Source organism: Rhodoferax sp. P2_H8_2, assembly GCF_056403235.1.
This window is the reverse complement of sequence record NZ_JBFUFW010000005.1, coordinates 1-19,145: the sequence shown is the minus strand read 5'-3', so window position 1 is coordinate 19,145 and position 19,145 is coordinate 1. Positions and strand designations below refer to the sequence as shown.

Genomic DNA, 19,145 nt, shown 5'->3' with positions numbered 1-19,145 from the left:
GTGCCCCTTGTCGATGGCGGCTTAGAGAGCCGCGATCAGTTCGGGCACTGCCACGAACAGGTCAGCCACCAGGCCGTAATCGGCCACCGAGAAGATCGGTGCTTCTTCGTCCTTGTTGATCGCCACAATGACCTTGCTGTCCTTCATACCGGCCAAATGCTGGATCGCGCCGCTGATACCGCAAGCGACATACAACTGGGGCGCGACGATCTTGCCGGTCTGGCCCACTTGCCAGTCGTTGGGCGCGTAGCCCGCGTCCACCGCAGCGCGCGATGCGCCCAGGGCCGCACCCAGCTTGTCGGCCAGCGGGGACATGACTTCCATGAACTTCTCGCTGGAACCCAATGCACGGCCACCGGACACGATGATCTTGGCAGCGGTCAATTCGGGACGATCGTTCTTGGCGATCTCGGAGCCAACGAAGCTCACCTTGGTGTTGGCAGCCACGGCCGCAGCAGTTTCAATAGCAGCAGAGCCGCCAGTGGCAGCAGCCGGGTCAAAGCCAGTCGTACGCACGGTCAGCACCTTGGTGGCGCAGGCGCTTTGCACAGTAGCAATCGCGTTGCCCGCGTAAATCGGGCGCTCAAATGTGTCGGCGCTGATGACCTTGGTCACATCAGACAGCTGGCCCACATCCAGCTTGGCAGCCACGCGCGGAGCGATGTTCTTGCCGGAAGCGGTGGCGGGGAAAACCAGGTGGCTGTAGTTGGAAGCGATGGCCAGCACTTGGGCGGCCACGTTCTCTGCCAGGCCATGGGCCAGGCCTGCTTCGTCAATGTGGATGACCTTGGACACACCGGCGATTTGCGCGGCAGCGGCGGCAGCGGCGCCCGCGTTGTGGCCAGCGACCAGCACGTGCACATCACCACCGGCTTGTGCAGCGGCGGTCACAGTGTTGAGGGTGGCACCCTTGATGGATGCGTTGTCGTGTTCGGCAATTACCAGTGCGGTCATTTAGATCACCTTCGCTTCGGTCTTGAGTTTGGCGACCAGCGTGGCCACATCGGGCACCTTGATACCGGCGCTGCGTTTTGGAGGTTCAGACACCTTGAGGGTCTTGATGCGCGGAGCAACATCGATGCCGAGGTCTTCGGGCTTGAAGATGTCGAGCTGCTTCTTCTTGGCCTTCATGATGTTGGGCAAGGTCACATAGCGTGGCTCGTTCAGCCGCAGATCGGTCGTGATGATGGCGGGCAATGTCACCGACAAAGTTTCCAGGCCGCCGTCCACTTCACGGGTCACGTTGGCTTTGCCGTCAGCGACTTCCACCTTGGAGGCGAACGTAGCTTGCGGCAGATCGGTCAATGCGGCCAGCATCTGGCCGGTCTGGTTACAGTCGTCGTCAATCGCTTGCTTGCCCAGGATCACCAGGCCGGGCTGTTCCTTGTCGAACAGCGCCTTAAGCAGCTTGGCGACGGCCAGCGGCTGCAGTTCTTCGGTGGTCTCGACCAGGATCGCGCGGTCGGCGCCGATGGCCATTGCGGTACGCAGGGTTTCCTGGCACTGGGCCACTCCGCAGGAGACGGCGATCACCTCGGTGACCACTCCTTTTTCCTTCAGGCGCACGGCTTCTTCGATGGCGATCTCGTCAAAGGGGTTCATGCTCATTTTGACGTTGGCGATATCTACACCGGTGCCATCCGACTTGACTCGGACTTTGACGTTGTAGTCCACCACGCGTTTGACGGGTACCAGGACTTTCATGCTGTCGCTCCAATAGAGTAATAAATCGATCTCGTGACTTGACGTGCACGTAAGCCGGTCATTCTATGTTGCCGCTCTCACGGAGCCTGCAAATCGGCGACTTGCGCCATGGTTTGCAGAAAATAGAACGATCGTGCTTTTTTAAGATTATAGCGGCGGACGTGTATGCTTTTCTCTATTCATAAAACGAAGGAGACACCATGACCGCCATCCAGGCCTTGCTGGGATTTGTTACCTTGACCCTTTTGCTGGTCGCAGGCGTTTTTCTCTACCGCGGCTACCGCTTCCTGCGTGGGACGCCCATCAACCACTGGCCCCGCGGCAACAAGCCCACCGATGACGCGTCGCTGGTCAAGCGCCTGGAGGACGCACACGCCAATTGCGTGGAAAACCTGCCCGTATTTGCCACTATCGTGCTCGCCGCGGCAGTGCTGCAAAAGCTGGAACTGCTGGCACCCTTCGCGGTATGGGTGCTGTACGCCCGTGTCGGCCAGGTCCTGGCGCATCTGTCTGGAGTGGGCAAACTGAATGTTTTTGTGCGGGCCAGCTTCTGGAGCGTGCAGCTCGCACTGATGGTCTGGATGCTGGTGTTATTGGCCCGATAAATAGGGCTTTCGGCCATCGTTTAAAATAACGGGTCAATTCTCCAATCTTTCAGGAAAACTCAAATGGGCAACAAGATCGTTACCGAAGCAGACCGCAAGGCCTCTCCCCGTCCCGTGCCGCCAAACGGCTTCTACTTGGCCACCGGTGGCCGCGGCCAGCGCATCAGCCTGGAGCGTGGCGTCGCCACCCGCAGCAAGAAGAACCCTGGCAAGCGCCACACCAAGTAATTGGTGTTCTCGCCCCGCCATGAGGCGGAATGAAAAAAAGGCCCTATCAGGGCCTTTTTTACGTTGGGGCTTGTCTCAAGCCTTGTGCGGCTGTTGCTTTTTGGGCGATGCCCAGTACATTCCGGCCAGGGTCAGTACCAACGCGGTGACATAAAACACCAGCTGTATGCCTGCGGGTTGCGCGTCATAGCCGATCATTCCGTGCAACAGCGTTCCCGCCGCAGAGTTCTGGTCCAGCACACCCGAGGTGTCCCACACCGGCGCACCCAGTGCAGGCAGCACATCGGCCTGCATCAAAAAGCGCGCTGCTTGCGAGGCCATGCCCGCCGTCAGCAACAGCACCAGCGCGCTGGTGAACGAGAAGAACCATTTCAGCGGAATGCGAAGCAGGCCGGCGTACAGCAGACCACCGACTACCGCCCCACCCAGCAAACCGGCCGATCCGCCCATCAGGGTGGCGTTCCAGCCATCCGCACTGCTGGTGGCCAAGCCATACAGGAACAACACTGTTTCTGCGCCTTCACGCAGCACCGCCAGCCCCACGACGACAAAGATCACCGAATGCGTGGCCACACCGTCGTGGATAGCCTTGGCCGTACTCTTGGCCTGGTTGGCCATCTCGCGGCCATGCGAGGCCATCCAGATGTTGTGCCAGGCCAGCATGCCGACCGCTACTGCGAGGATGCCTGCGTTGAACAGCTCCTGGCCCATGCCGCTGGCCATTTCTGACAGAGCTTCCATACTGGCGGCAACCAGTCCGGCACCGAGCACGCCGGCGATGACGCCCGCCGCAATCCAGCGGTTGCGCATGGGAATCCCACGCGTGGCTGCGGCCATGATGCCGATGATGAGCGCCGCTTCCAGCGACTCGCGAAAAACAACAATGGCTGCTGCAAACATAGGGTGATGGTCTCGTTCAGCGGCTGGGTTTATTCAACGATGATGACGCCCTTGGCGCCTGGCTCGTTTTCATGGAATTCTTCAAAGAAGTCATAGCGTCCGGGCTTCAGCGGCCCAACATTGACCGAAGTCTTGGCCTTGCCAGGAATGATTTTTTCGCGACCCAGTGACTTGCTTTCGAACTCTGCCGGTGTTGGGTCTTCGTTCACAACGATCAGCTTGACCTTTTTGCCGGCTGGGATCTTGATTTCCCTGGGGCTGAAGGTGTGGTTCTTGATGGTCAGAACGATTTCATCGGTTTGGGCCTGGGCCAGGCCGGTGGCCAGCGAAAGGGAAGCGATCAAAGAGGCGAGGAACAGGTGGCGTTTCATGGAGGGTCCTTGTTATCCAGATCTCAATGATAACAATTCTCATTGGCTTTTCCAAGCCAGCCTCCTTTTCCCTATTGCGCGCCTGCCTATGTCTGGTCCGCCACAGGCGTTGCACCTGAAGTTTTCATGTGAACTACCCGCTGCGGGTACGGAATATCAATACCGTTGGCGCGCAGCGCGGCCAAGATCGCAATATTGACCTCCGAGCGCAAATTGCCCTGCCCGCCCTCAGGATCCTTGATCCAGTAGTTCAGCGTGAACTCTAGCCCGTCGGCACCGAAGGACGACAGTTGGGCCGACGGCGATGGCTCGCGCAGCACGCGCTCCTGGGCCAGCGCTGCATCGCGCAGCAGTTGCTGCACCAGCGCCACGTCAGCGTCATACGACACCGAGACCGCCGTGTTGTGGTTGACCATGGAGTCCTGCAGCGACAGGTTTTCCACCCGGTTGGTGATCAGCATCTCGTTGGGCACGATGGACTCACGTCCACCCAGCGAGCGCACGACGGTGTAGCGCGCATTGATTTGCGTGATCACGCCCTCGAAGCCGTCGACCCGTACCGTATCGCCGATACGCAGGCTGCGCTCGGCCAGGATCACAAATCCCGATACATAGTTGGCCGCGAGCTTTTGCAAGCCAAAACCAATGCCCACGCCAATGGCGCCGCCCAGTACGCTTAAAGCCGTCAGGTCAATGCCCACCGCCGACAGCGCCAGGATCAGGCCGAGGAACATCAGCGCAGCGCGGGTGGCATTGCTGACCGCTTTACGCAGCGACAGCTCGCTACCCGTCGCGGTGCGCAGCAGGCGCGACTCAATGCCTGCCGAGACCCACAGGGTGAAGATCATCACCGCGCCCGCCGTCAGCGCGCCTTCAATCATGCTGCGTACGGAGATGGTGCTTGTGCCCACCTTCCAGGTGATCTGATCGAGTTCGTTCAGGACCACCGGCAACAAGCCACTGACCCACAACACCACGCCCCCCCAGGCCGCCCAGGAGATGGTGTGTTCCAGCAGACGCACCCAACGGGCCTCTGCGAACGCGGCCTGCAACACCTTGACACCGACGCGAATCACCACCAGCGAGACCAATACCGGTATTGCAATCCTGAAAAATGCAATGGGCATGTAGTTGGCTGCAATCGCACGCGCGCCGTACCCCAGACACAGCAGTACCAACGGAAACAGCACGCCGTCAACCATGTTGCGGCCAAACCAGATCGAGCGAGGGGGCTGCGTCGGCAGGCTGCGCCGTAACCCGGCGACCAGGCCCCACGCAATCACCACACACACGGCCAGCATCAGCAGCTCAAGGAGCGCGGAGGTCTGCGTAAATGCGGCCAGCCAGCCGTCGAAATCATCAATCGGCAAAGGTGCCGCAGGTTTGGGTATCAATGTCATCACAAGTCCGCCAATGCCCGGATATGGGCTTCCACACTGCGCGCCAGCGCATCCAGGTTGTACCCACCTTCCAGAGCGGACACCACCCTGCCCTTGGCATGCCTGCGCGCAACGTCTCTAATCTGTTCAGTCATCCAGCTGTAGTCCTGCTCGACCAGCCCCATCTGGCCCAAATCATCTTCGCGGTGCGCGTCGAAACCAGCACTGATGAAGATCATCTCCGGCTTGAACGCTTCCAGCCGCGGCAGCCAATGCTCTTGCACCAGCGCACGCACGACATCTCCGCGTGTGTAAGCTGGCACCGGCAGATTGACCAGGTTGCTGGCGTGTGATGTGGAGCCACCGTCCGGATAGAACGGGTGCTGAAAAAAGCTCACCATCAGGATGCGCTGGTCACCCGCGACGATGTCTTCTGTACCGTTGCCGTGGTGCACATCAAAATCCACAATGGCGACGCGCTTCAAACCATGTCGCTCCAGCGCATGGCGCGCGGCAATCGCCACATTGTTGAAAAAGCAAAAACCCATGGCCTTGTCGTGGCAGGCATGGTGGCCTGGCGGGCGCACAGAGCAAAACGCGTTTTCGATTTCCCCAGCCATCACCGCGTCGGTGGCCGCAATGGCCGCGCCAGCCGCGCGCAAGGCGGCATCCCACGTATGGACATTTAGCGAAGTGTCGGGGTCAATCTGTGCGTACTTCGGGCCACCGGCAGAAATATCTTCGCGCAGCCCGTCGGTCAGGCCCCGCAGTGATGCCACATGCATGCGTCCATGGGCCAGCTCCAGGTCGGCAATCGATGCCGTAGGTGCCTCGCGGCGGTCCAGCGCATCGCCCACACCGCTTGCCAGCAAGCGATCTTCAATGGCGTCCAACCGCTCCGGGCACTCCGGATGGCCAGAGCCCATCTCGTGTTTGCGGCAGTCGGGGTGCGAAAAGTATCCGGTCTTGTTCACTACGGCGTTCAGGTTTCAGATTTTTCGGGTAACGTCTCAGCCATGGATGCACAACTCAAACTCAAGTCTCTTCTGGATCAGCTTAACACGGTGATTGTCGGCAAATCGGCACAAATCCAGGATTGTGTAGCCTGCCTGCTGGCTGGTGGTCACCTGCTGATTGACGACGTCCCGGGAGTCGGCAAGACCACGCTGGCACACGCACTGGCGCGCACCTTCGGTTTGCAGTTCTCGCGGGTGCAGTTCACTTCCGATCTGATGCCCAGCGACCTGTCCGGTGTATCCATCTATGAGCGTGGCAAAGAGGCCTTTGTGTTCCACCCCGGCCCCATCTTCGCGCAGGTGTTGTTGGCCGATGAAATCAACCGCGCCAGCCCCAAGACGCAAAGCGCCCTGCTCGAAGCCATGGAGGAAAAGCAGGTCTCGGTCGAAGGTGAAACCCGCCCGCTCCCCTCGCCTTTTTTCGTGATCGCCACGCAGAACCCGCTGGACCAGGTTGGCACCTACGCGCTGCCCGAGTCGCAGCTCGACCGTTTCCTGATGCGCATCTCGCTGGGCTACCCGGACCGCGCTGCCGAGCGTGAACTGCTGATGGGTGCAGACCGGCGCGGCCTAGTCGACAACCTGCCCAGCCTGTTGGCGCCCGGTGAACTGGAGCAATTGCAAGCCAAGGTATTGGCCGTGCACGCAGCCGGTCCTTTGCTGGACTATGTGCAAGACCTGATCGCCGCAACGCGCTCAGGTCAGTGGTTTTTGCAGGGCCTGTCCCCACGGGCCGGTATCGCCGTCGTGCGCGCGGCCAAGGCACAGGCGCTGCTCAGTGGGCGCGACTATGTGGCGCCCGACGATGTGCAGGCGGTACTGCCGCAGACGATTGCGCACCGAATGGTGCCGGTCGGCGAATCCGGCCGCGGGCCCGAAGAGCAGGTGCGCGCGATGGTGCAGGCTGTTCCGCTGCCATGAACAAGGTTCAAGTGCAATGATGAGCGCCGCCGGGCCGCCCCAAGGCGCGAAGGTCCCCTCGGGGGGCAGCGCAGTACACGCAGTGACAAGCGTGGGGGCCACATTGCCTAACCCGGTGCTTCATCCACTGGGCTACGTCAGGGCGCGCTTTCAGCGCTTCTGGATGAGCCGGCTCAAGCCCAAGGACAGCACGACGCTGACACAGCACAACGTCTACATCCTGCCGACCCGCGCCGGTTTCATGCTGGCCATCACGTTGCTGGTGCTGCTGATCGCCAGCATCAACTACCAGCTCAACCTGGGTTATCTGCTGACCTTTTTGCTGGCGGGCAGTGCCATCGTTGGCATGCACGTCTGCCACGGCACGCTGCGCGGAATCACGATGAATCTGGTAGCGCCTGACCCGCAATTTGCCGGTGCCAACGTACCCATCACCATCAATCTGACAAGTAAACGGAAGACCACGCACTATGGCATCGGCCTGGCACAGCTTGGCACGGAACACTGGAGCTGGACCGATGTACCGGCGCAGGGCACGACCAAAGTGCACGTCAGCTTCACACCTGAGCGGCGTGGCTTACACCCGCTGCCCACGTTGACGGCCGAGACGCGTTTTCCGTTAGGTACCTTCCGGGTCTGGACCGTCTGGCGCCCGGCGGCACAGGTGTTGGTCTACCCCCTACCCGAGGCCCACCCGCCGCCACTGCCTCCAGGTGAGCCGCGCAGTGGCGGCGCCGCAAGCAGCCGGATCCACCACACCGGCGAGTACGACGGCGTGCGCGCCTACCGGCGCGGTGATCCGCTCAAGCTGGTGGTCTGGAAAAAAGCCGCCAAGGCAGATGAACTCGTCAGCCGCGACGCCAGCCAGGTGCAGCAATATGAGCTGTGGCTGGACCTGCATCAAACGGGCCTGCCGGGCGCCGCCAATGCGAATTTGGAAGCACGTCTGTCCCGCCTGTGCGCGTGGGTGCTACTGGCCGACAAGATGGGCCTGCAATATGGCTTGCGGCTGGGTGGCAGGGACATTACGCCGAATAGCGACGAAGTTCACAAACGCCAGTGCCTACAGGCGTTGGCGCTATTTTGACCATGTTTGATCGTCTGAAACACCTGCCCCGAGAGGCGCGCGACACGCTGTTTTTGCTGGTCGTGATCGCGTGGACGGTGGCGCCGCAAACCGCCAACCTGCCGCTGTGGTGCACCGCGATGACTGCGCTGATCCTGGTGTGGCGTGGGCGCATAGCGCTACTGGGCGCAGCGCTGCCCTCGCGTTGGTGGTTGATGGGGCTGCTGGCGCTGGCGATAGGCGCCACATTATTTACGCACAAGACGATCCTTGGCCGCGATGCGGGCGTCACCTTCATTGTCGTGCTGCTGGCGTTGAAGACGCTGGAGATGCGGGCCCGGCGCGACGCGTTTGTGATTTTCTTTCTTGGCTTTTTTACGCTGCTGTCCAACTTCTTCTTCTCGCAAAGCCTGCTCACTGCCGCCAGTATGCTGATCGCGCTGCTGGGCCTGCTGACCGCACTGGTCAACAGCCACATGCCGGTGGGCCGCCCACCGCTATTACAGGCCGCCAAGACGGCATCGTGGATGGCCTTGCTAGGCGCACCCATCATGGCAGTGCTGTTCGTTTTGTTTCCGCGCGTTGCGCCGCTGTGGGGCATTCCCGGCGATGCGATGAGCGGCCGCAGCGGCCTGTCCAGCACCATGAAGGTCGGCACCATCGCCAGCTTGGCGCTGGATGACAGCGTGGCGATGCGCATCCGCTTCGAGGGCAGGCCGCCGCCGCAGTCCTCGATGTATTTCCGCGGACCGGTGCTGTCCAGCTTCGACGGCCGCGAATGGAAACCCTTGCGCTCGTTCCTGCCTTCCAGGGCACAGCTTGGGGCCGAACTCGCAGTCAGTGGCGAGCCGGTCAAATACCAGGTCACGCTGGAAGCCAACCAGCGCCCGTGGATCCTGGTGCTGGACGCGACGCCTGATGCGCCCAAACTGTTTGGCTACACGCCGGAGATGAGCACCGATCTTCACTGGAGTGCCGACCGCCCGATTGCCGACCTGGTGCGCTACAGCGCGCAAAGCTACAGCCAGTTCCAGCATGGCCCGCGCCAACGCACGACCGGTTTGCAGGACTACCTGGCATTGCCGGACGGCTTCAACCCGCGCACGCGCGCGCTGGCCGCAGAAATTCGCAATGATCCCCGCAACAACCGCGCCGATACACAGGCCCTGGTTGATGCGGTGATGCAACGCCTGTCCTCCGAGGGCTACCGCTACACGCTGGAGCCCGGTGTGTATGGCACACATACCGCCGACGAATTCTGGTTTGACCGCAAGGAGGGTTTTTGCGAGCACATCGCCTCCGCCTTCGTGCTGCTGATGCGCGCGATGGACATCCCGGCGCGGGTGGTTACGGGCTACCAAGGCGGCGATGTCAACAACGTCGATGGTTACTGGACCGTGCGCCAAAGTGATGCCCATGCGTGGACCGAAGTGTGGATGCCGCAACGAGGCTGGGTACGCGTAGACCCAACGTCGGCGGTAGCGCCGGGGCGTACTGGCAGCTTCCAGCCGCTCGCTGCGCCGGTGAACGTGTTCCAGCAGGCGCTGGTCGCGGTAAACCCGCGCTTCGCGGTAAACCTGCGCGCCACATGGGAGGCGATGAACAACCGCTGGAACCAGTGGGTGCTGAACTACTCGCAGTCCAAACAGCTGGATTTGCTGCGCAACATTGGCTTCGAATCACCGAGCTGGGAAGATCTTGGATACGTGCTCAGCGCTTTGATCGTACTGGCCGGTACGGTCGGAGCGATCTGGACCCAACTGGAGCGGCACCGGCAGGATCCGTGGCTGCGGCTGCTCCATGCAGCACAGCGCAAGCTGGGCAAAGCCGGCATTGAACTCCCCGCGACCACGCCACCGCGCCAAATGGCGTCGGCCCTGCCCGCAGACTCTGTCGAAGAAGCGCTGCGCTGGGCACCCATTCGACAATGGCTGCTGCAACTCGAAGCCTGGCGTTACAGCCCCAACTCTGGTCCTGCCACGAAGGCTACACTGCGCTCGCTGCAACAAGCATTTCGCCAACTGAGCTGGCCAGCCCGAACAAAACCCTAGCCGACATCCCGACACGTGACCTTTCGCCATCTCACAATTGCTCTCTTTTTTATAGCTGCTTACGCACATTCTGCGGGCGTTTCAGCCGCTTCTGATTCCAAATCTCACAAGCAAAAGGGCAAAGCGGCACACCATGCCAAGACTGCGCCGAAAGTCAGTACGGGCCCGCTGTACCGCAGCCGCCCTGACGTGATGGAACAGGCCGACGCGATAGCGCAGCGCCGCGGGCTCGATACCGCGTGGGTGCGCTCCCGCATTGGTCAGGCGCATTACATGCCCGGCATCGCCAAGGCCGTATTGCCGCCACCCGTGGGCACGCCCAAAAACTGGACCGCCTACCACGACCGCTTCGTGGAACCGATCCGCATTCAGGCCGGTGTGCGCTTCTGGCAAGCCAACGCAGATGCGCTCGCCCGTGCCGAGGAGCAAACCGGCGTACCTGCGGCCATCATCGTAGGCATCGTTGGCGTCGAGACACTCTACGGCCAGCACACCGGCAACTACCGCGTGATGGACGCGCTGTGCACGCTTGCGTTCGATTTCCCCAAAGAACATCCACGGGCCAAGGAACGCACCGCGCTGTTCCTGTCTGAGCTGGAAGCCTTCCTTGCGTTAACGCAACGCACGGGCACTGACCCCATGGCGCTGCGCGGTAGCTACGCTGGCGCGATGGGCTTGCCGCAGTTCATGCCCTCGAGCTGGGACAAATATGCAGTGGACTTTGATGGCGATGGCCATACTGATCTGTTTCACAGTCCTACCGATGTGATCGGCTCAGTGGCCAACTACTTCAAGGCTTTCCAGTGGAAGCCCGGCATGCCCACGCACTACCCAGCGCAGTTCGATGCCGCGACGCTCGACAAGGCCACGCTGCTGGCACCGGATATCCGCCCCACCTTCAGCGCCGCCGACATGGTTGCCAAGGGTGTGCTGCTGGATGCGCAGGCGCTACAACACATTGGGCCGCTGGCGCTGGTGGAATTACAGGATGGCGGGCGCGAGCCGGTCTACGTGATCGGCACCGAAAACTTTTTCGCCGTCACCCGCTACAACTGGAGCAGTTACTACGCACTGGCCGTCATCGAACTGGGCCAGGCCATCACGCAAGCCATGCCACAGGCCACGTTGCAGGCTATGCCAGCCGCTTCGGCCATGCCAAAATAAGCCATGGCTACACCCCCACTGCGCGAACCTACGTTAGAACCCACGCTGGATGCCTTGCGCAACCCCGTAAGCAACGCCACCGAACTGGACCGTTCGGAGGAGAGTTCGACGACCTCGCTGTACCGTGCTGCGATCGGCCCCATCGGCACCTCTTTTTATCTGCCCGTCTTCAACCGCTTTGAAGCGGCGGACCGCGGCGGCATCAGCTGGAACTGGGCCGCAAGCCTGGCCACGCTGAACTGGCTGGCCTTTCGCAAGTTGTGGGGCGCGGCGCTCGCCTATGCAGGCGCGGGCGTTGGACTGGCCCTGCTGATCTTCGGCATTGGCCGCCTGGTGTTCCGTTTTTCCGAGCCCGTGGAGATGGCCCTGCTGGTGGCGTACCTGGCCGTGATGTTCATCGTGCCCGGCTTGTTTGCCAACGCACTGCTGCATGCCGACTGCCGCAAACGCATGGCCCGCGCGCTGGCCGCCAACACCACGCTGCCCGAAGCCTGCACCATGCTCGCGCGCCAAGCGCCCTCGCGCAACCGCCTGATCGCGCTGGCTGTGGCCAACCTGTTGTTTTTGGGGGCTGTCATAGGCGCGTATTTGAACTTTCCGGCCGCTGGCAGTTTGCCCAAAGACACGATGAGCAGCCTGTCCACGATGGACCCGCTGGGCACGCGCGCCGCGCCGCCAACACCGGCGGCATCTGCAGTCGCAGTTGCACCTGCCGCTTCAGCACCCGCCAACCCGCCAGCAGTGGCCGCAAGTTCGCCAGCTTCTGCGCAAGTGTCTGCGCCTGCTCCCAATTCAGCGCCGGCCATTGCTGCCAGCGCCCCGGCAAACCCCGCATCGGCAGCCAAGCCCGCCGCCATTACCGCATCGGGACCGAAGGCCGCAGCTTCCGCCCCCAAGTCCGCGGCCTCTTCTGCCGGCGTCCCGGCCGCAAAAGCCGCTGCACCTGCCAGCGCGCCCGCCAAGGCCGCCAGCGCACCGGCTGGCAGGGTCGCGATCGGCGTCGTCCAGGCAGAGCCACCTCGCAAAGTACCCGCGCCAGCGCGCCCTGCTGTGCCAGCACAGCCCGCCGTTTCCAGCCCCCAGGAAGCCGGCAAGGTCTACCGCTCGGAGCCCCCGGCTGTCATGGCGCCTGTCGCAGCCAAACCCCTGGTAGCAGTTGCCGGCAAATCGGCAACACCCCCAGCAGCAGCCAAACCGCAGGCTGCCGGCAGTGCCGCTAAAGCAGACAGCAAGCATCTGGTCAACGTGGGATTGTTCGCGCAAGAAGCCAATGCCAACAACGCCGTGGCAAAGCTCAAGGAAGCCAGTCTTCCTGTCTACACCGAAGAGATTCGCAGCCCTACCAAAGGCAAGCTGATACGGGTACGCGTGGGGCCGTTTAGCACGCAGGCAGATGCCGAAGCTGCTGTTGTGAAGATCCGTGCTCTGGGCTTGGACGCTTTGCTGGTGCGTCCGTAAATAATTTGTAGTTGGACGGAATGTGTTGGCCTACCGGTGTGGGAAATGCCGGGGGCCTCATGGTGTGCCTAAGGCCACACAAATCGGCTCCCGACATTTCCCACACCGGCGAGATAAACAGGCGGGCATTCGCCGCGGTAACCAACTACACGATCGCCGGGTAATTAAAAAGAGAACTAAAAACTGCCCGCAGCCACCGCATCAAACCCCGGATGCAATGCGTCCAGCCAGGCCTCGATTTCCACCTCATCCACATTCAGATAACGCAGACCTTCGACGCCGTAGTTGGTCCATTCCTTGTTGTCCTCCACGCCTTCGTGTTTGGCGACCAGATGGTCCGCCACCAGCGTCATCGCCACCAACGTGCGGGCTTCGACCGGTATCTTCTCATCGCGCAACACCGTCAAATCATGGTGCAACCGCACCGCAATCACAACGATGGGCGGCAAGTGCCAGGTCTTGGCGACGATGGCACCCACCACTGAATGGGAAGTACGGTGCGCGATATTTTCGGTCTCGGTGAAGGTGCGGTCCTGGCGCGCCATGGCTTCTACCAGCGTGCCTGCGTAGCCTTTGACGCCCTGCAACATGATGGGAATGCCCACATGGCAAAACAGGCCGCAGGTGTGGGCAACGTCGGGGTTCACGCCGTATAACTGGCGCGCGATATAGCCCATCGCCAATGCGCGGCGCGTCGAGGTTTCCCAGAAGTGTTCAATCAACAGCGAGTTGATCGGGATCGCGTTGCGTGTCAAAAAGCCGGTGAGGATTCCAACGGTCTGACCAACGCCCAACATTGACACCGCCTCCCCGACCGTAGAGGCTGGGCGCGAACGGGAATAGAGCGGGCTGTTGGCAATACGCAAGAGCGCAGCGGCCATCGCGACGTCGGCGTTGGCAATGCGGGCGATAACACTTGGATCAGGATCACCCTTGCGCACTTCAACCTGCAAGGCCTCCAAGAGCTCAGGGCATGGCGGAATGATGATGTCGCGAACCGGGCCTTGCGTTCTTGCAAGCTCCAACTCACGGTCAATCTCTGCCACTTGCATGCGCGCTCCTGGTTGAGAAGCCATTATCCAGAAAACGCGCGCAGCGGCTAGTAGTTTTGCAACTCAGTAATGGATGGGCAAATGAGGCACGCTCAAGTGACTTACTAAGCAGACGCGACCAAAAACTCCCGGCTGATTCGACCACCCAGATCGTTAACGCGATCCAGGAACTGCACCAAGTAGGCATGCAGTCCTGTGGCAAGGATTTCGTCAATGCGACCGTATTTCATTTCGGCCCGCAGCTTGCCCGCGCGGCGCAGGGTTTCGCTGTCCGGATCGCTGGCCACCAGCGCCAGGTTGTTAACCACTTCGTTCAGGCTGGCATGCAGGCTGCGCGGCATATCGGGGCGCAGGATCAACAGGTCGGCCACGCGCTCGGGCTTGATCACGTCACGGTACACCTTGCGGTAAATCTCAAAGCCCGACACGCTGCGCAGGATCGCGCTCCAGTGGTAGAAGTCGTACTCTTGGTCTTTCTCGTTGGCAACGCCAAAGAAGTCGCTCTCTACCGCGTGGAACTTCACATCCACCAGACGCGCCGTGTTGTCGGCCCGTTCCAGAAAAGTGCCCAGGCGCATGAAGTGCAGCGCCTCGTCCATCAGCATCGTGCCCACAGTCACGCCACGCGACAAATGCGAGCGGAATTTCACCCATTCGAAAAACTGTGCGGGGTCGGCCTCAAACTCGCCGGTCTTGATCATGCGTTTGACCTCCAGCCAGGTCTGGTTTTGCGTCTCCCAGACTTCAGTGGTCAGTGTGCCGCGCACCGCACGCGCGTTTTCACGCGCAGCGTTCAGGCAGGACACGATGGAGGACGGATTGCTCTCGTCCTTGACCATGAAGTCCATTACCTCGCGCGCCTCAATTGCGCCATGCTTTTTTTCGTAAGACGACAGCAATTCGCTGATGGACAACAGCCCCTGCCAGCCTACTTTGCCGACCGCCTCGGACTGTGGCAGCAACGTGGTCTGGTAGTTCACGTCCAACATGCGGGCGGTGTTCTCCGCCCGCTCGGTGTAGCGGGACATCCAGAAGAGATGGTCAGCAGTTCTTGACAACATAGTGGGCCTCTCAAACAGACTGCGATTGGGACTGCGTCTGGGTTTGCGCCGTCGCTGGCGCATCTTCCAGAATCCAGGTGTCCTTGGTACCACCGCCTTGTGACGAATTGACGACCAAAGAGCCTTCTTTCAACGCCACACGCGTCAGGCCGCCGGGCACCATCTGAACTGTCTTGCCCGATAAAACATAGGGCCGCAAATCGATATGGCGTGGCGCGATGCCGCTTTCGACAAAGGTAGGGCAGCTGGACAGACTCAGCGTGGGCTGTGCGATGTAACCACTCGGGTTGGCGATCAGTGCCTTGCGGAAGTCTTCAATCTCCTCCTTGGTGGAGGCCGGCCCCACCAGCATGCCGTAGCCACCGGCGCCGTGCACTTCCTTGACCACCAAGTCTTTCAAGTTCGCCAGCGTGTAGGCCAACTCATCCTTGTTGCGGCACATGTAGGTCGGCACGTTGTTCAGGATTGGCTTCTCACCCAGATAGAACTCGATCATCTTGGGCACATACGGATAAATGGACTTGTCGTCCGCAATGCCGGTGCCCACCGCATTGCAGATGGTCACATGGCCCGCCTTGTAGGCCTCCAGCAAACCGGCGCAGCCCAGCGTGGATGTGGGGCGGAACACGGTGGGGTCGAGGAAGTCATCGTCGACACGGCGATAGATCACATCAACACGCTTGGGGCCACGCGTCGTGCGCATGTACACAAAGTTGTCCTTGACGAACAGGTCTTGCCCTTCGACCAGCTCAATGCCCATTTGCTGCGCGAGAAACGCGTGTTCAAAGTACGCGCTGTTGTACATACCGGGCGTGAGCACCACCACCGTCGGTTCGGCCGTCGTCGCCGGGCTGCTGGCACGCAGGGTTTCCAGCAACAGGTCGGGATAATGCGCGATGGGCGCCACGCGGTGCATGCTGAACAAATCCGGAAACAGCCGCATCATCATCTTGCGGTCTTCCAGCATGTAGGAAACCCCGCTGGGCACACGCAGGTTGTCTTCCAAAACGTAGTACTGGCCGTCGCCATTGGCGTCGCGGGCGCGCACGATGTCGATGCCCGAGATTTGCGAATAGATGTTGTTCGGCACATCGACACCGACCATCTCGGGGCGGTACTGCGCGTTGTTCTCGATCTGCTCGCGCGGCACGACGCCAGCCTTCAGGATTTCCTGGTCGTGGTAGATGTCGTGGATGAAACGGTTCAGCGCAGTGACGCGTTGCACCAGGCCTTTTTCCATCGTGGCCCATTCATGCGCCGGGATGATGCGGGGGATCAGGTCAAACGGGATCAGGCGCTCGGTGCCCGCGCCGTCTTCGTCTTTCTCGCCGTAGACCGCGAACGTAATGCCCACACGGCGGAAGATCATCTCCGCTTCTTCGCGCCGCTTGGCCATCATGTCGCCGGGTTGGCGCGCAAGCCATGCGTCGTAAATCTTGTAGTGGTCACGTATCTGCTCGCCTTTGGAAAAAAAGGCATACGGCAGTTGCGTGTACATCTCATCGAATTGGGGCATATCTATCCTCTCCACACACTTCACCAAGCAAGCTTCGGACCACCCAGTCCATTTCACGCCGAATTAGTAGGTGCACCACTATGGCACATGATGGTGCCAGTAACGCAAAGCCTGCGAACGCTGGCATTCCACCCGTTCGGCTTGCCATGATCGCCAAGTCATGGCACCACAATGGGGCGAGTCCAGAACCGCAATCTGGCGCTCCTGGTAGCGCTGCAGAACCGGCGCTGCAGGGTGCCCAAAGCGGTTGCGATAGCCGGATTGCACTAGCGCCCATTGCGGCTGTACGGCGTCCAGGAATGCGGGGCTGCTGCTGGTCTTGCTGCCATGGTGGGGGACCAAAAGCACTTGAGCCTTCAAAGCTGTTCCGCTGTTCACCAACGCTGCTTCCTGTGGCTGTTCAATGTCCCCCACCAACAAGGCGGTCTGTGCGCCGGAGGAGATGCGCAGCACGCAGGACAGCGCGTTGGGCTTGGCCTGTGTCGCATAGTCTTGCGGCTGGGGATGCAGGATTTCAAAGTCCACGCCGTCCCAAGTCCAGCGCTGCCCTGCCTCGCAACGCGTGATGGGGCGCAGCGCTCGCAGCGGATGGTCGACTTCCACCGAGCTGAAAAAATCCGCCTGCGTCTGCATGCCCAGCACCGCTGCCGCGCCGCCCGCATGGTCGATATCGCGGTGGCTCAGTACCACGCGGTCCAGCCGCGTATGCAGGGACTGCAGCAGAGGCAGCAGCACGCGGTGCCCCGCGTCGCTGTCCTGGCTGTAGCGCGGCCCGGTGTCGTACAAGAGCGCATGGTTCGCCGTGCGCACCAACACCGCATTGCCCTGCCCCACATCGGCCGCCAGCAATTCGAATTGCCCCTCGGGCGGCAGCGGCGCCTGCCACAGCAGTACCGGCAACACCAGCGGCAGGCCCAGCCCTCGCAGATGCCACGGCGCGGGCACCACCAGCAAAAGCCCACCCGCGACGCCAGCGATAGCAATCAGCAAGGGCGGCGTTGCCAGCGATACCGTGGCCCAGGGCAAGGCGGCCAGCCACTGCAACACCTGCATCCACAGCGCAATCGCCCAGCCCGCCACATCCCAAAGCGCAGGCACCAGCGCACCCAGCATGGACAGCGGCGTGATCACCAGCGTGACCCAGGGAATAGCTATCGCGTTGGCGATCAGACCGACTAAAGAGACTTGCCCGAACAGCAGCAGCGTCAAAGGCGCTAAAGCAATAGTGACGACCCATTGTTCACGAAATACACTGACAAATCGGCCTCTAACGCCCGTGGAATGTGCGTGAGCAGCTCCTGAATCTGTAGCAAACAAAACACCGACTGCGACGAAGCTGAGCCAGAAGCCTGCCTGCAACAAGGCCCAAGGATCAACAGCAACCACGACCGCACAGGCCAGCATCCACACCAGCGGCCACGGCCAGCGCAGGCCCGAGAGGCGCAACAGCGCCACGGTCGCCAGCATCAGGCAGGTGCGTTGCGCGGGCACGCCCCAGCCGCAAAACACCGCATAGGCTGTGGCCAGCAAGACGCCGCCCGCCATGGCCGCGCTGGGTGCGGACAACAGCAGACACAGACGCCCGGAGCGGCGCCACAACCAGCCGACCACCCACGCCGCGCCCCAGGCGAACATCGTGATGTGCAACCCGGAGATGCTGACGAGATGAGCGACCCCTGTGGCGCGAAACACATCCCAGTCCACCCGGTCAATCGCGTTCTGGTCGCCCACAACCAACGCAGCGATCAGTCCCGCAAATTGGCGCGGCTCCACAGTAGTGACGATACGGTCTCGCAGTTGCTGACGCGCCCAGTCCACGGGGTGCCAAGCCGTTTGCGCCAACCGCTGCGGTTGCACGTCGCGTGCACTGGTGCGCACATAGCCGGTGGCCTGCACGCCCTGTTCCCACAGCCACAGCTCGTAATCAAAGCCATTCGGGTTTCGCGCACCATGCGGCGCCTTGAGTCGCAGCGTCATGCGCCAGCGCTCTCCCGCACGCACGGTGGCCGGAGGCAAGACACCCGGGTCGCCATACCAAGCGGCATCGATACGCGAAGGCAAAACCAACTGCCGCCCTTCCAGCTCCGCCGTCTCCACATCCAGCCGAAACCGCAAGCCCGACTCGTTGCGCTGCGGCAGGCCGCGGACCACGCCCTGGACCAGCACATCCCGCCCTTCCAGCGCCGGGTCGTGTGCACTTTCCAGAAACCACAGAGCACGCCCGCCGGTGCAGGCAAATGCCAGAACACCCGCCGCCAGCACAGCAAGCCACGCTGCACTTGCTATTCTTTTGCGAGCGGCTGCTGCACATCCTGCTAGTGCCAGCAGCCCAAAAGCCATATAAACCCAACCACTCCAGAGTTGCGCTTGCTGCAGTTGCACAGCCGTACCCACAACCCAGCCCAACAAAACCCAAGGCAACAGCGCGAACCGCATAGGGGTCTGCGTATCTGGTTGCGTCATGGCGCTTTCAGGCATGGGACATTATTGACGCTGAACTACCTTGGTGGATGCGCGGAGCAAGGGGGTATGCACAGAGCCTCATGGTGTGCCTAAGGCCACACAAAATCGGCCCTGCGCATACCCCCTCACTCCACGAGCCCTTGGTATTCTGGAGCGTGTAAAAACTGCCTCACTTCTCGCCGGAGTGGGG

The 19,145-nt window shown here is 61.4% G+C and carries 17 protein-coding genes; 7 read left to right on the top strand and 10 right to left on the bottom strand.

Annotation, left to right across the window (positions count from 1 at the left end):
* Positions 1–21: 21 nt before the first annotated feature.
* Complete coding sequence (locus AC1DV6_RS10535) at positions 22–954, bottom strand: electron transfer flavoprotein subunit alpha/FixB family protein (protein ID WP_477977419.1); 933 nt, start codon at positions 952–954, stop codon at positions 22–24.
* A complete protein-coding gene (locus AC1DV6_RS10530) occupies positions 955–1,704 on the bottom strand; it encodes an electron transfer flavoprotein subunit beta/FixA family protein (protein WP_477977418.1) in 750 nt (249 codons plus the stop codon). It lies immediately after the preceding gene.
* A 200-nt stretch (positions 1,705–1,904) separates the two neighbouring features.
* On the opposite strand from AC1DV6_RS10530, the gene AC1DV6_RS10525 reads away from it, so the two are divergent.
* Together AC1DV6_RS10525 and AC1DV6_RS10520 are read left to right on the top strand one after the other, a co-directional pair.
* The gene (locus AC1DV6_RS10525) at positions 1,905–2,309 is read left to right on the top strand and encodes an MAPEG family protein (protein WP_477977417.1); all 405 of its coding nucleotides are present in this window, start codon (positions 1,905–1,907) and stop codon (positions 2,307–2,309) included.
* Positions 2,310–2,372: 63 nt separating this feature from the next.
* Positions 2,373–2,537, top strand: coding sequence for a hypothetical protein (locus AC1DV6_RS10520; RefSeq protein ID WP_477977416.1), 165 nt, complete (start codon positions 2,373–2,375; stop codon positions 2,535–2,537).
* 75 nt (positions 2,538–2,612) lie between these two features.
* On the opposite strand, the gene AC1DV6_RS10515 is transcribed toward AC1DV6_RS10520, so the two are convergent.
* From AC1DV6_RS10515 to AC1DV6_RS10500, 4 genes are all read right to left on the bottom strand, one after another.
* Positions 2,613–3,437: an FTR1 family iron permease gene (locus AC1DV6_RS10515; RefSeq protein ID WP_477977415.1), complete on the bottom strand. Its 825-nt coding sequence runs from the start codon at positions 3,435–3,437 to the stop codon at positions 2,613–2,615.
* Between the two features lie 29 nt (positions 3,438–3,466).
* The gene (locus tag AC1DV6_RS10510; RefSeq protein ID WP_477977414.1) at positions 3,467–3,808 is read right to left on the bottom strand and encodes a cupredoxin domain-containing protein; all 342 of its coding nucleotides are present in this window, start codon (positions 3,806–3,808) and stop codon (positions 3,467–3,469) included.
* An 86-nt stretch (positions 3,809–3,894) separates the two neighbouring features.
* The gene (locus tag AC1DV6_RS10505) at positions 3,895–5,208 is read right to left on the bottom strand and encodes a mechanosensitive ion channel family protein (RefSeq protein WP_477977413.1); all 1,314 of its coding nucleotides are present in this window, start codon (positions 5,206–5,208) and stop codon (positions 3,895–3,897) included.
* The gene (locus AC1DV6_RS10500) at positions 5,208–6,161 is read right to left on the bottom strand and encodes a histone deacetylase family protein (protein ID WP_477977412.1); all 954 of its coding nucleotides are present in this window, start codon (positions 6,159–6,161) and stop codon (positions 5,208–5,210) included. The genes AC1DV6_RS10505 and AC1DV6_RS10500 overlap by 1 nt, the downstream gene beginning before the upstream one ends.
* Before the next feature lie 42 nt (positions 6,162–6,203).
* Here AC1DV6_RS10500 and AC1DV6_RS10495 point away from each other — a divergent pair, with 42 nt between their 5' ends.
* The 5 genes from AC1DV6_RS10495 (at position 6,204) to AC1DV6_RS10475 (ending at position 12,863) form a co-directional block, all read left to right on the top strand.
* On the top strand, positions 6,204–7,124 hold the full coding sequence (locus tag AC1DV6_RS10495) for an AAA family ATPase (RefSeq protein ID WP_477977411.1): 921 nt from the start codon (positions 6,204–6,206) through the stop codon (positions 7,122–7,124).
* Between the two features lie 163 nt (positions 7,125–7,287).
* Positions 7,288–8,211, top strand: a complete 924-nt coding sequence (locus tag AC1DV6_RS10490; RefSeq protein ID WP_477977681.1) for a DUF58 domain-containing protein — start codon at positions 7,288–7,290, stop codon at positions 8,209–8,211.
* A 2-nt stretch (positions 8,212–8,213) separates the two neighbouring features.
* On the top strand, positions 8,214–10,241 hold the full coding sequence (locus AC1DV6_RS10485; protein ID WP_477977410.1) for a transglutaminase TgpA family protein: 2,028 nt from the start codon (positions 8,214–8,216) through the stop codon (positions 10,239–10,241).
* Positions 10,242–10,256: 15 nt separating this feature from the next.
* Positions 10,257–11,405 carry a lytic murein transglycosylase B gene (gene mltB / locus AC1DV6_RS10480; RefSeq protein WP_477977409.1) on the top strand — a complete coding sequence of 383 codons (1,149 nt, stop codon included), beginning with the start codon at positions 10,257–10,259 and terminating at the stop codon, positions 11,403–11,405.
* A gap of 3 nt (positions 11,406–11,408) precedes the next feature.
* Positions 11,409–12,863, top strand: a complete 1,455-nt coding sequence (locus AC1DV6_RS10475) for an SPOR domain-containing protein (protein WP_477977408.1) — start codon at positions 11,409–11,411, stop codon at positions 12,861–12,863.
* A 176-nt stretch (positions 12,864–13,039) separates the two neighbouring features.
* Here AC1DV6_RS10475 and AC1DV6_RS10470 read toward each other — a convergent pair whose 3' ends face one another.
* From AC1DV6_RS10470 to AC1DV6_RS10455, 4 genes are all read right to left on the bottom strand, one after another.
* Positions 13,040–13,915, bottom strand: a complete 876-nt coding sequence (locus AC1DV6_RS10470) for an HDOD domain-containing protein (protein WP_477977407.1) — start codon at positions 13,913–13,915, stop codon at positions 13,040–13,042.
* Positions 13,916–14,019: 104 nt separating this feature from the next.
* Positions 14,020–14,976, bottom strand: a complete 957-nt coding sequence (locus AC1DV6_RS10465; protein WP_477977406.1) for an alpha-E domain-containing protein — start codon at positions 14,974–14,976, stop codon at positions 14,020–14,022.
* A 10-nt stretch (positions 14,977–14,986) separates the two neighbouring features.
* Complete coding sequence (locus tag AC1DV6_RS10460) at positions 14,987–16,492, bottom strand: circularly permuted type 2 ATP-grasp protein (RefSeq protein ID WP_477977405.1); 1,506 nt, start codon at positions 16,490–16,492, stop codon at positions 14,987–14,989.
* Positions 16,493–16,570: 78 nt separating this feature from the next.
* Positions 16,571–18,955: a DNA internalization-related competence protein ComEC/Rec2 gene (locus AC1DV6_RS10455; RefSeq protein ID WP_477977404.1), complete on the bottom strand. Its 2,385-nt coding sequence runs from the start codon at positions 18,953–18,955 to the stop codon at positions 16,571–16,573.
* Positions 18,956–19,145 lie beyond the last annotated feature (190 nt).

Excerpts from the sequence above, each read along its gene's own strand:
- AC1DV6_RS10490 (WP_477977681.1), top strand. The coding sequence starts at position 7,288 with ATGAGCCGGCTCAAGCCCAAGGACAGCACGACGCTGACACAGCACAAC.
- AC1DV6_RS10510 (WP_477977414.1), bottom strand. The coding sequence starts at position 3,808 with ATGAAACGCCACCTGTTCCTCGCCTCTTTGATCGCTTCCCTTTCGCTG.
- AC1DV6_RS10495 (WP_477977411.1), top strand. The coding sequence starts at position 6,204 with ATGGATGCACAACTCAAACTCAAGTCTCTTCTGGATCAGCTTAACACG.
- AC1DV6_RS10475 (WP_477977408.1), top strand. The coding sequence starts at position 11,409 with ATGGCTACACCCCCACTGCGCGAACCTACGTTAGAACCCACGCTGGAT.
- AC1DV6_RS10530 (WP_477977418.1), bottom strand. The coding sequence starts at position 1,704 with ATGAAAGTCCTGGTACCCGTCAAACGCGTGGTGGACTACAACGTCAAA.
- AC1DV6_RS10515 (WP_477977415.1), bottom strand. The coding sequence starts at position 3,437 with ATGTTTGCAGCAGCCATTGTTGTTTTTCGCGAGTCGCTGGAAGCGGCG.
- AC1DV6_RS10535 (WP_477977419.1), bottom strand. The coding sequence starts at position 954 with ATGACCGCACTGGTAATTGCCGAACACGACAACGCATCCATCAAGGGT.
- AC1DV6_RS10525 (WP_477977417.1), top strand. The coding sequence starts at position 1,905 with ATGACCGCCATCCAGGCCTTGCTGGGATTTGTTACCTTGACCCTTTTG.
- AC1DV6_RS10470 (WP_477977407.1), bottom strand. The coding sequence starts at position 13,915 with ATGCAAGTGGCAGAGATTGACCGTGAGTTGGAGCTTGCAAGAACGCAA.
- AC1DV6_RS10485 (WP_477977410.1), top strand. The coding sequence starts at position 8,214 with ATGTTTGATCGTCTGAAACACCTGCCCCGAGAGGCGCGCGACACGCTG.
- AC1DV6_RS10520 (WP_477977416.1), top strand. The coding sequence starts at position 2,373 with ATGGGCAACAAGATCGTTACCGAAGCAGACCGCAAGGCCTCTCCCCGT.
- AC1DV6_RS10455 (WP_477977404.1), bottom strand. The coding sequence starts at position 18,955 with ATGACGCAACCAGATACGCAGACCCCTATGCGGTTCGCGCTGTTGCCT.
- AC1DV6_RS10465 (WP_477977406.1), bottom strand. The coding sequence starts at position 14,976 with ATGTTGTCAAGAACTGCTGACCATCTCTTCTGGATGTCCCGCTACACC.
- AC1DV6_RS10505 (WP_477977413.1), bottom strand. The coding sequence starts at position 5,208 with ATGACATTGATACCCAAACCTGCGGCACCTTTGCCGATTGATGATTTC.
- AC1DV6_RS10460 (WP_477977405.1), bottom strand. The coding sequence starts at position 16,492 with ATGCCCCAATTCGATGAGATGTACACGCAACTGCCGTATGCCTTTTTT.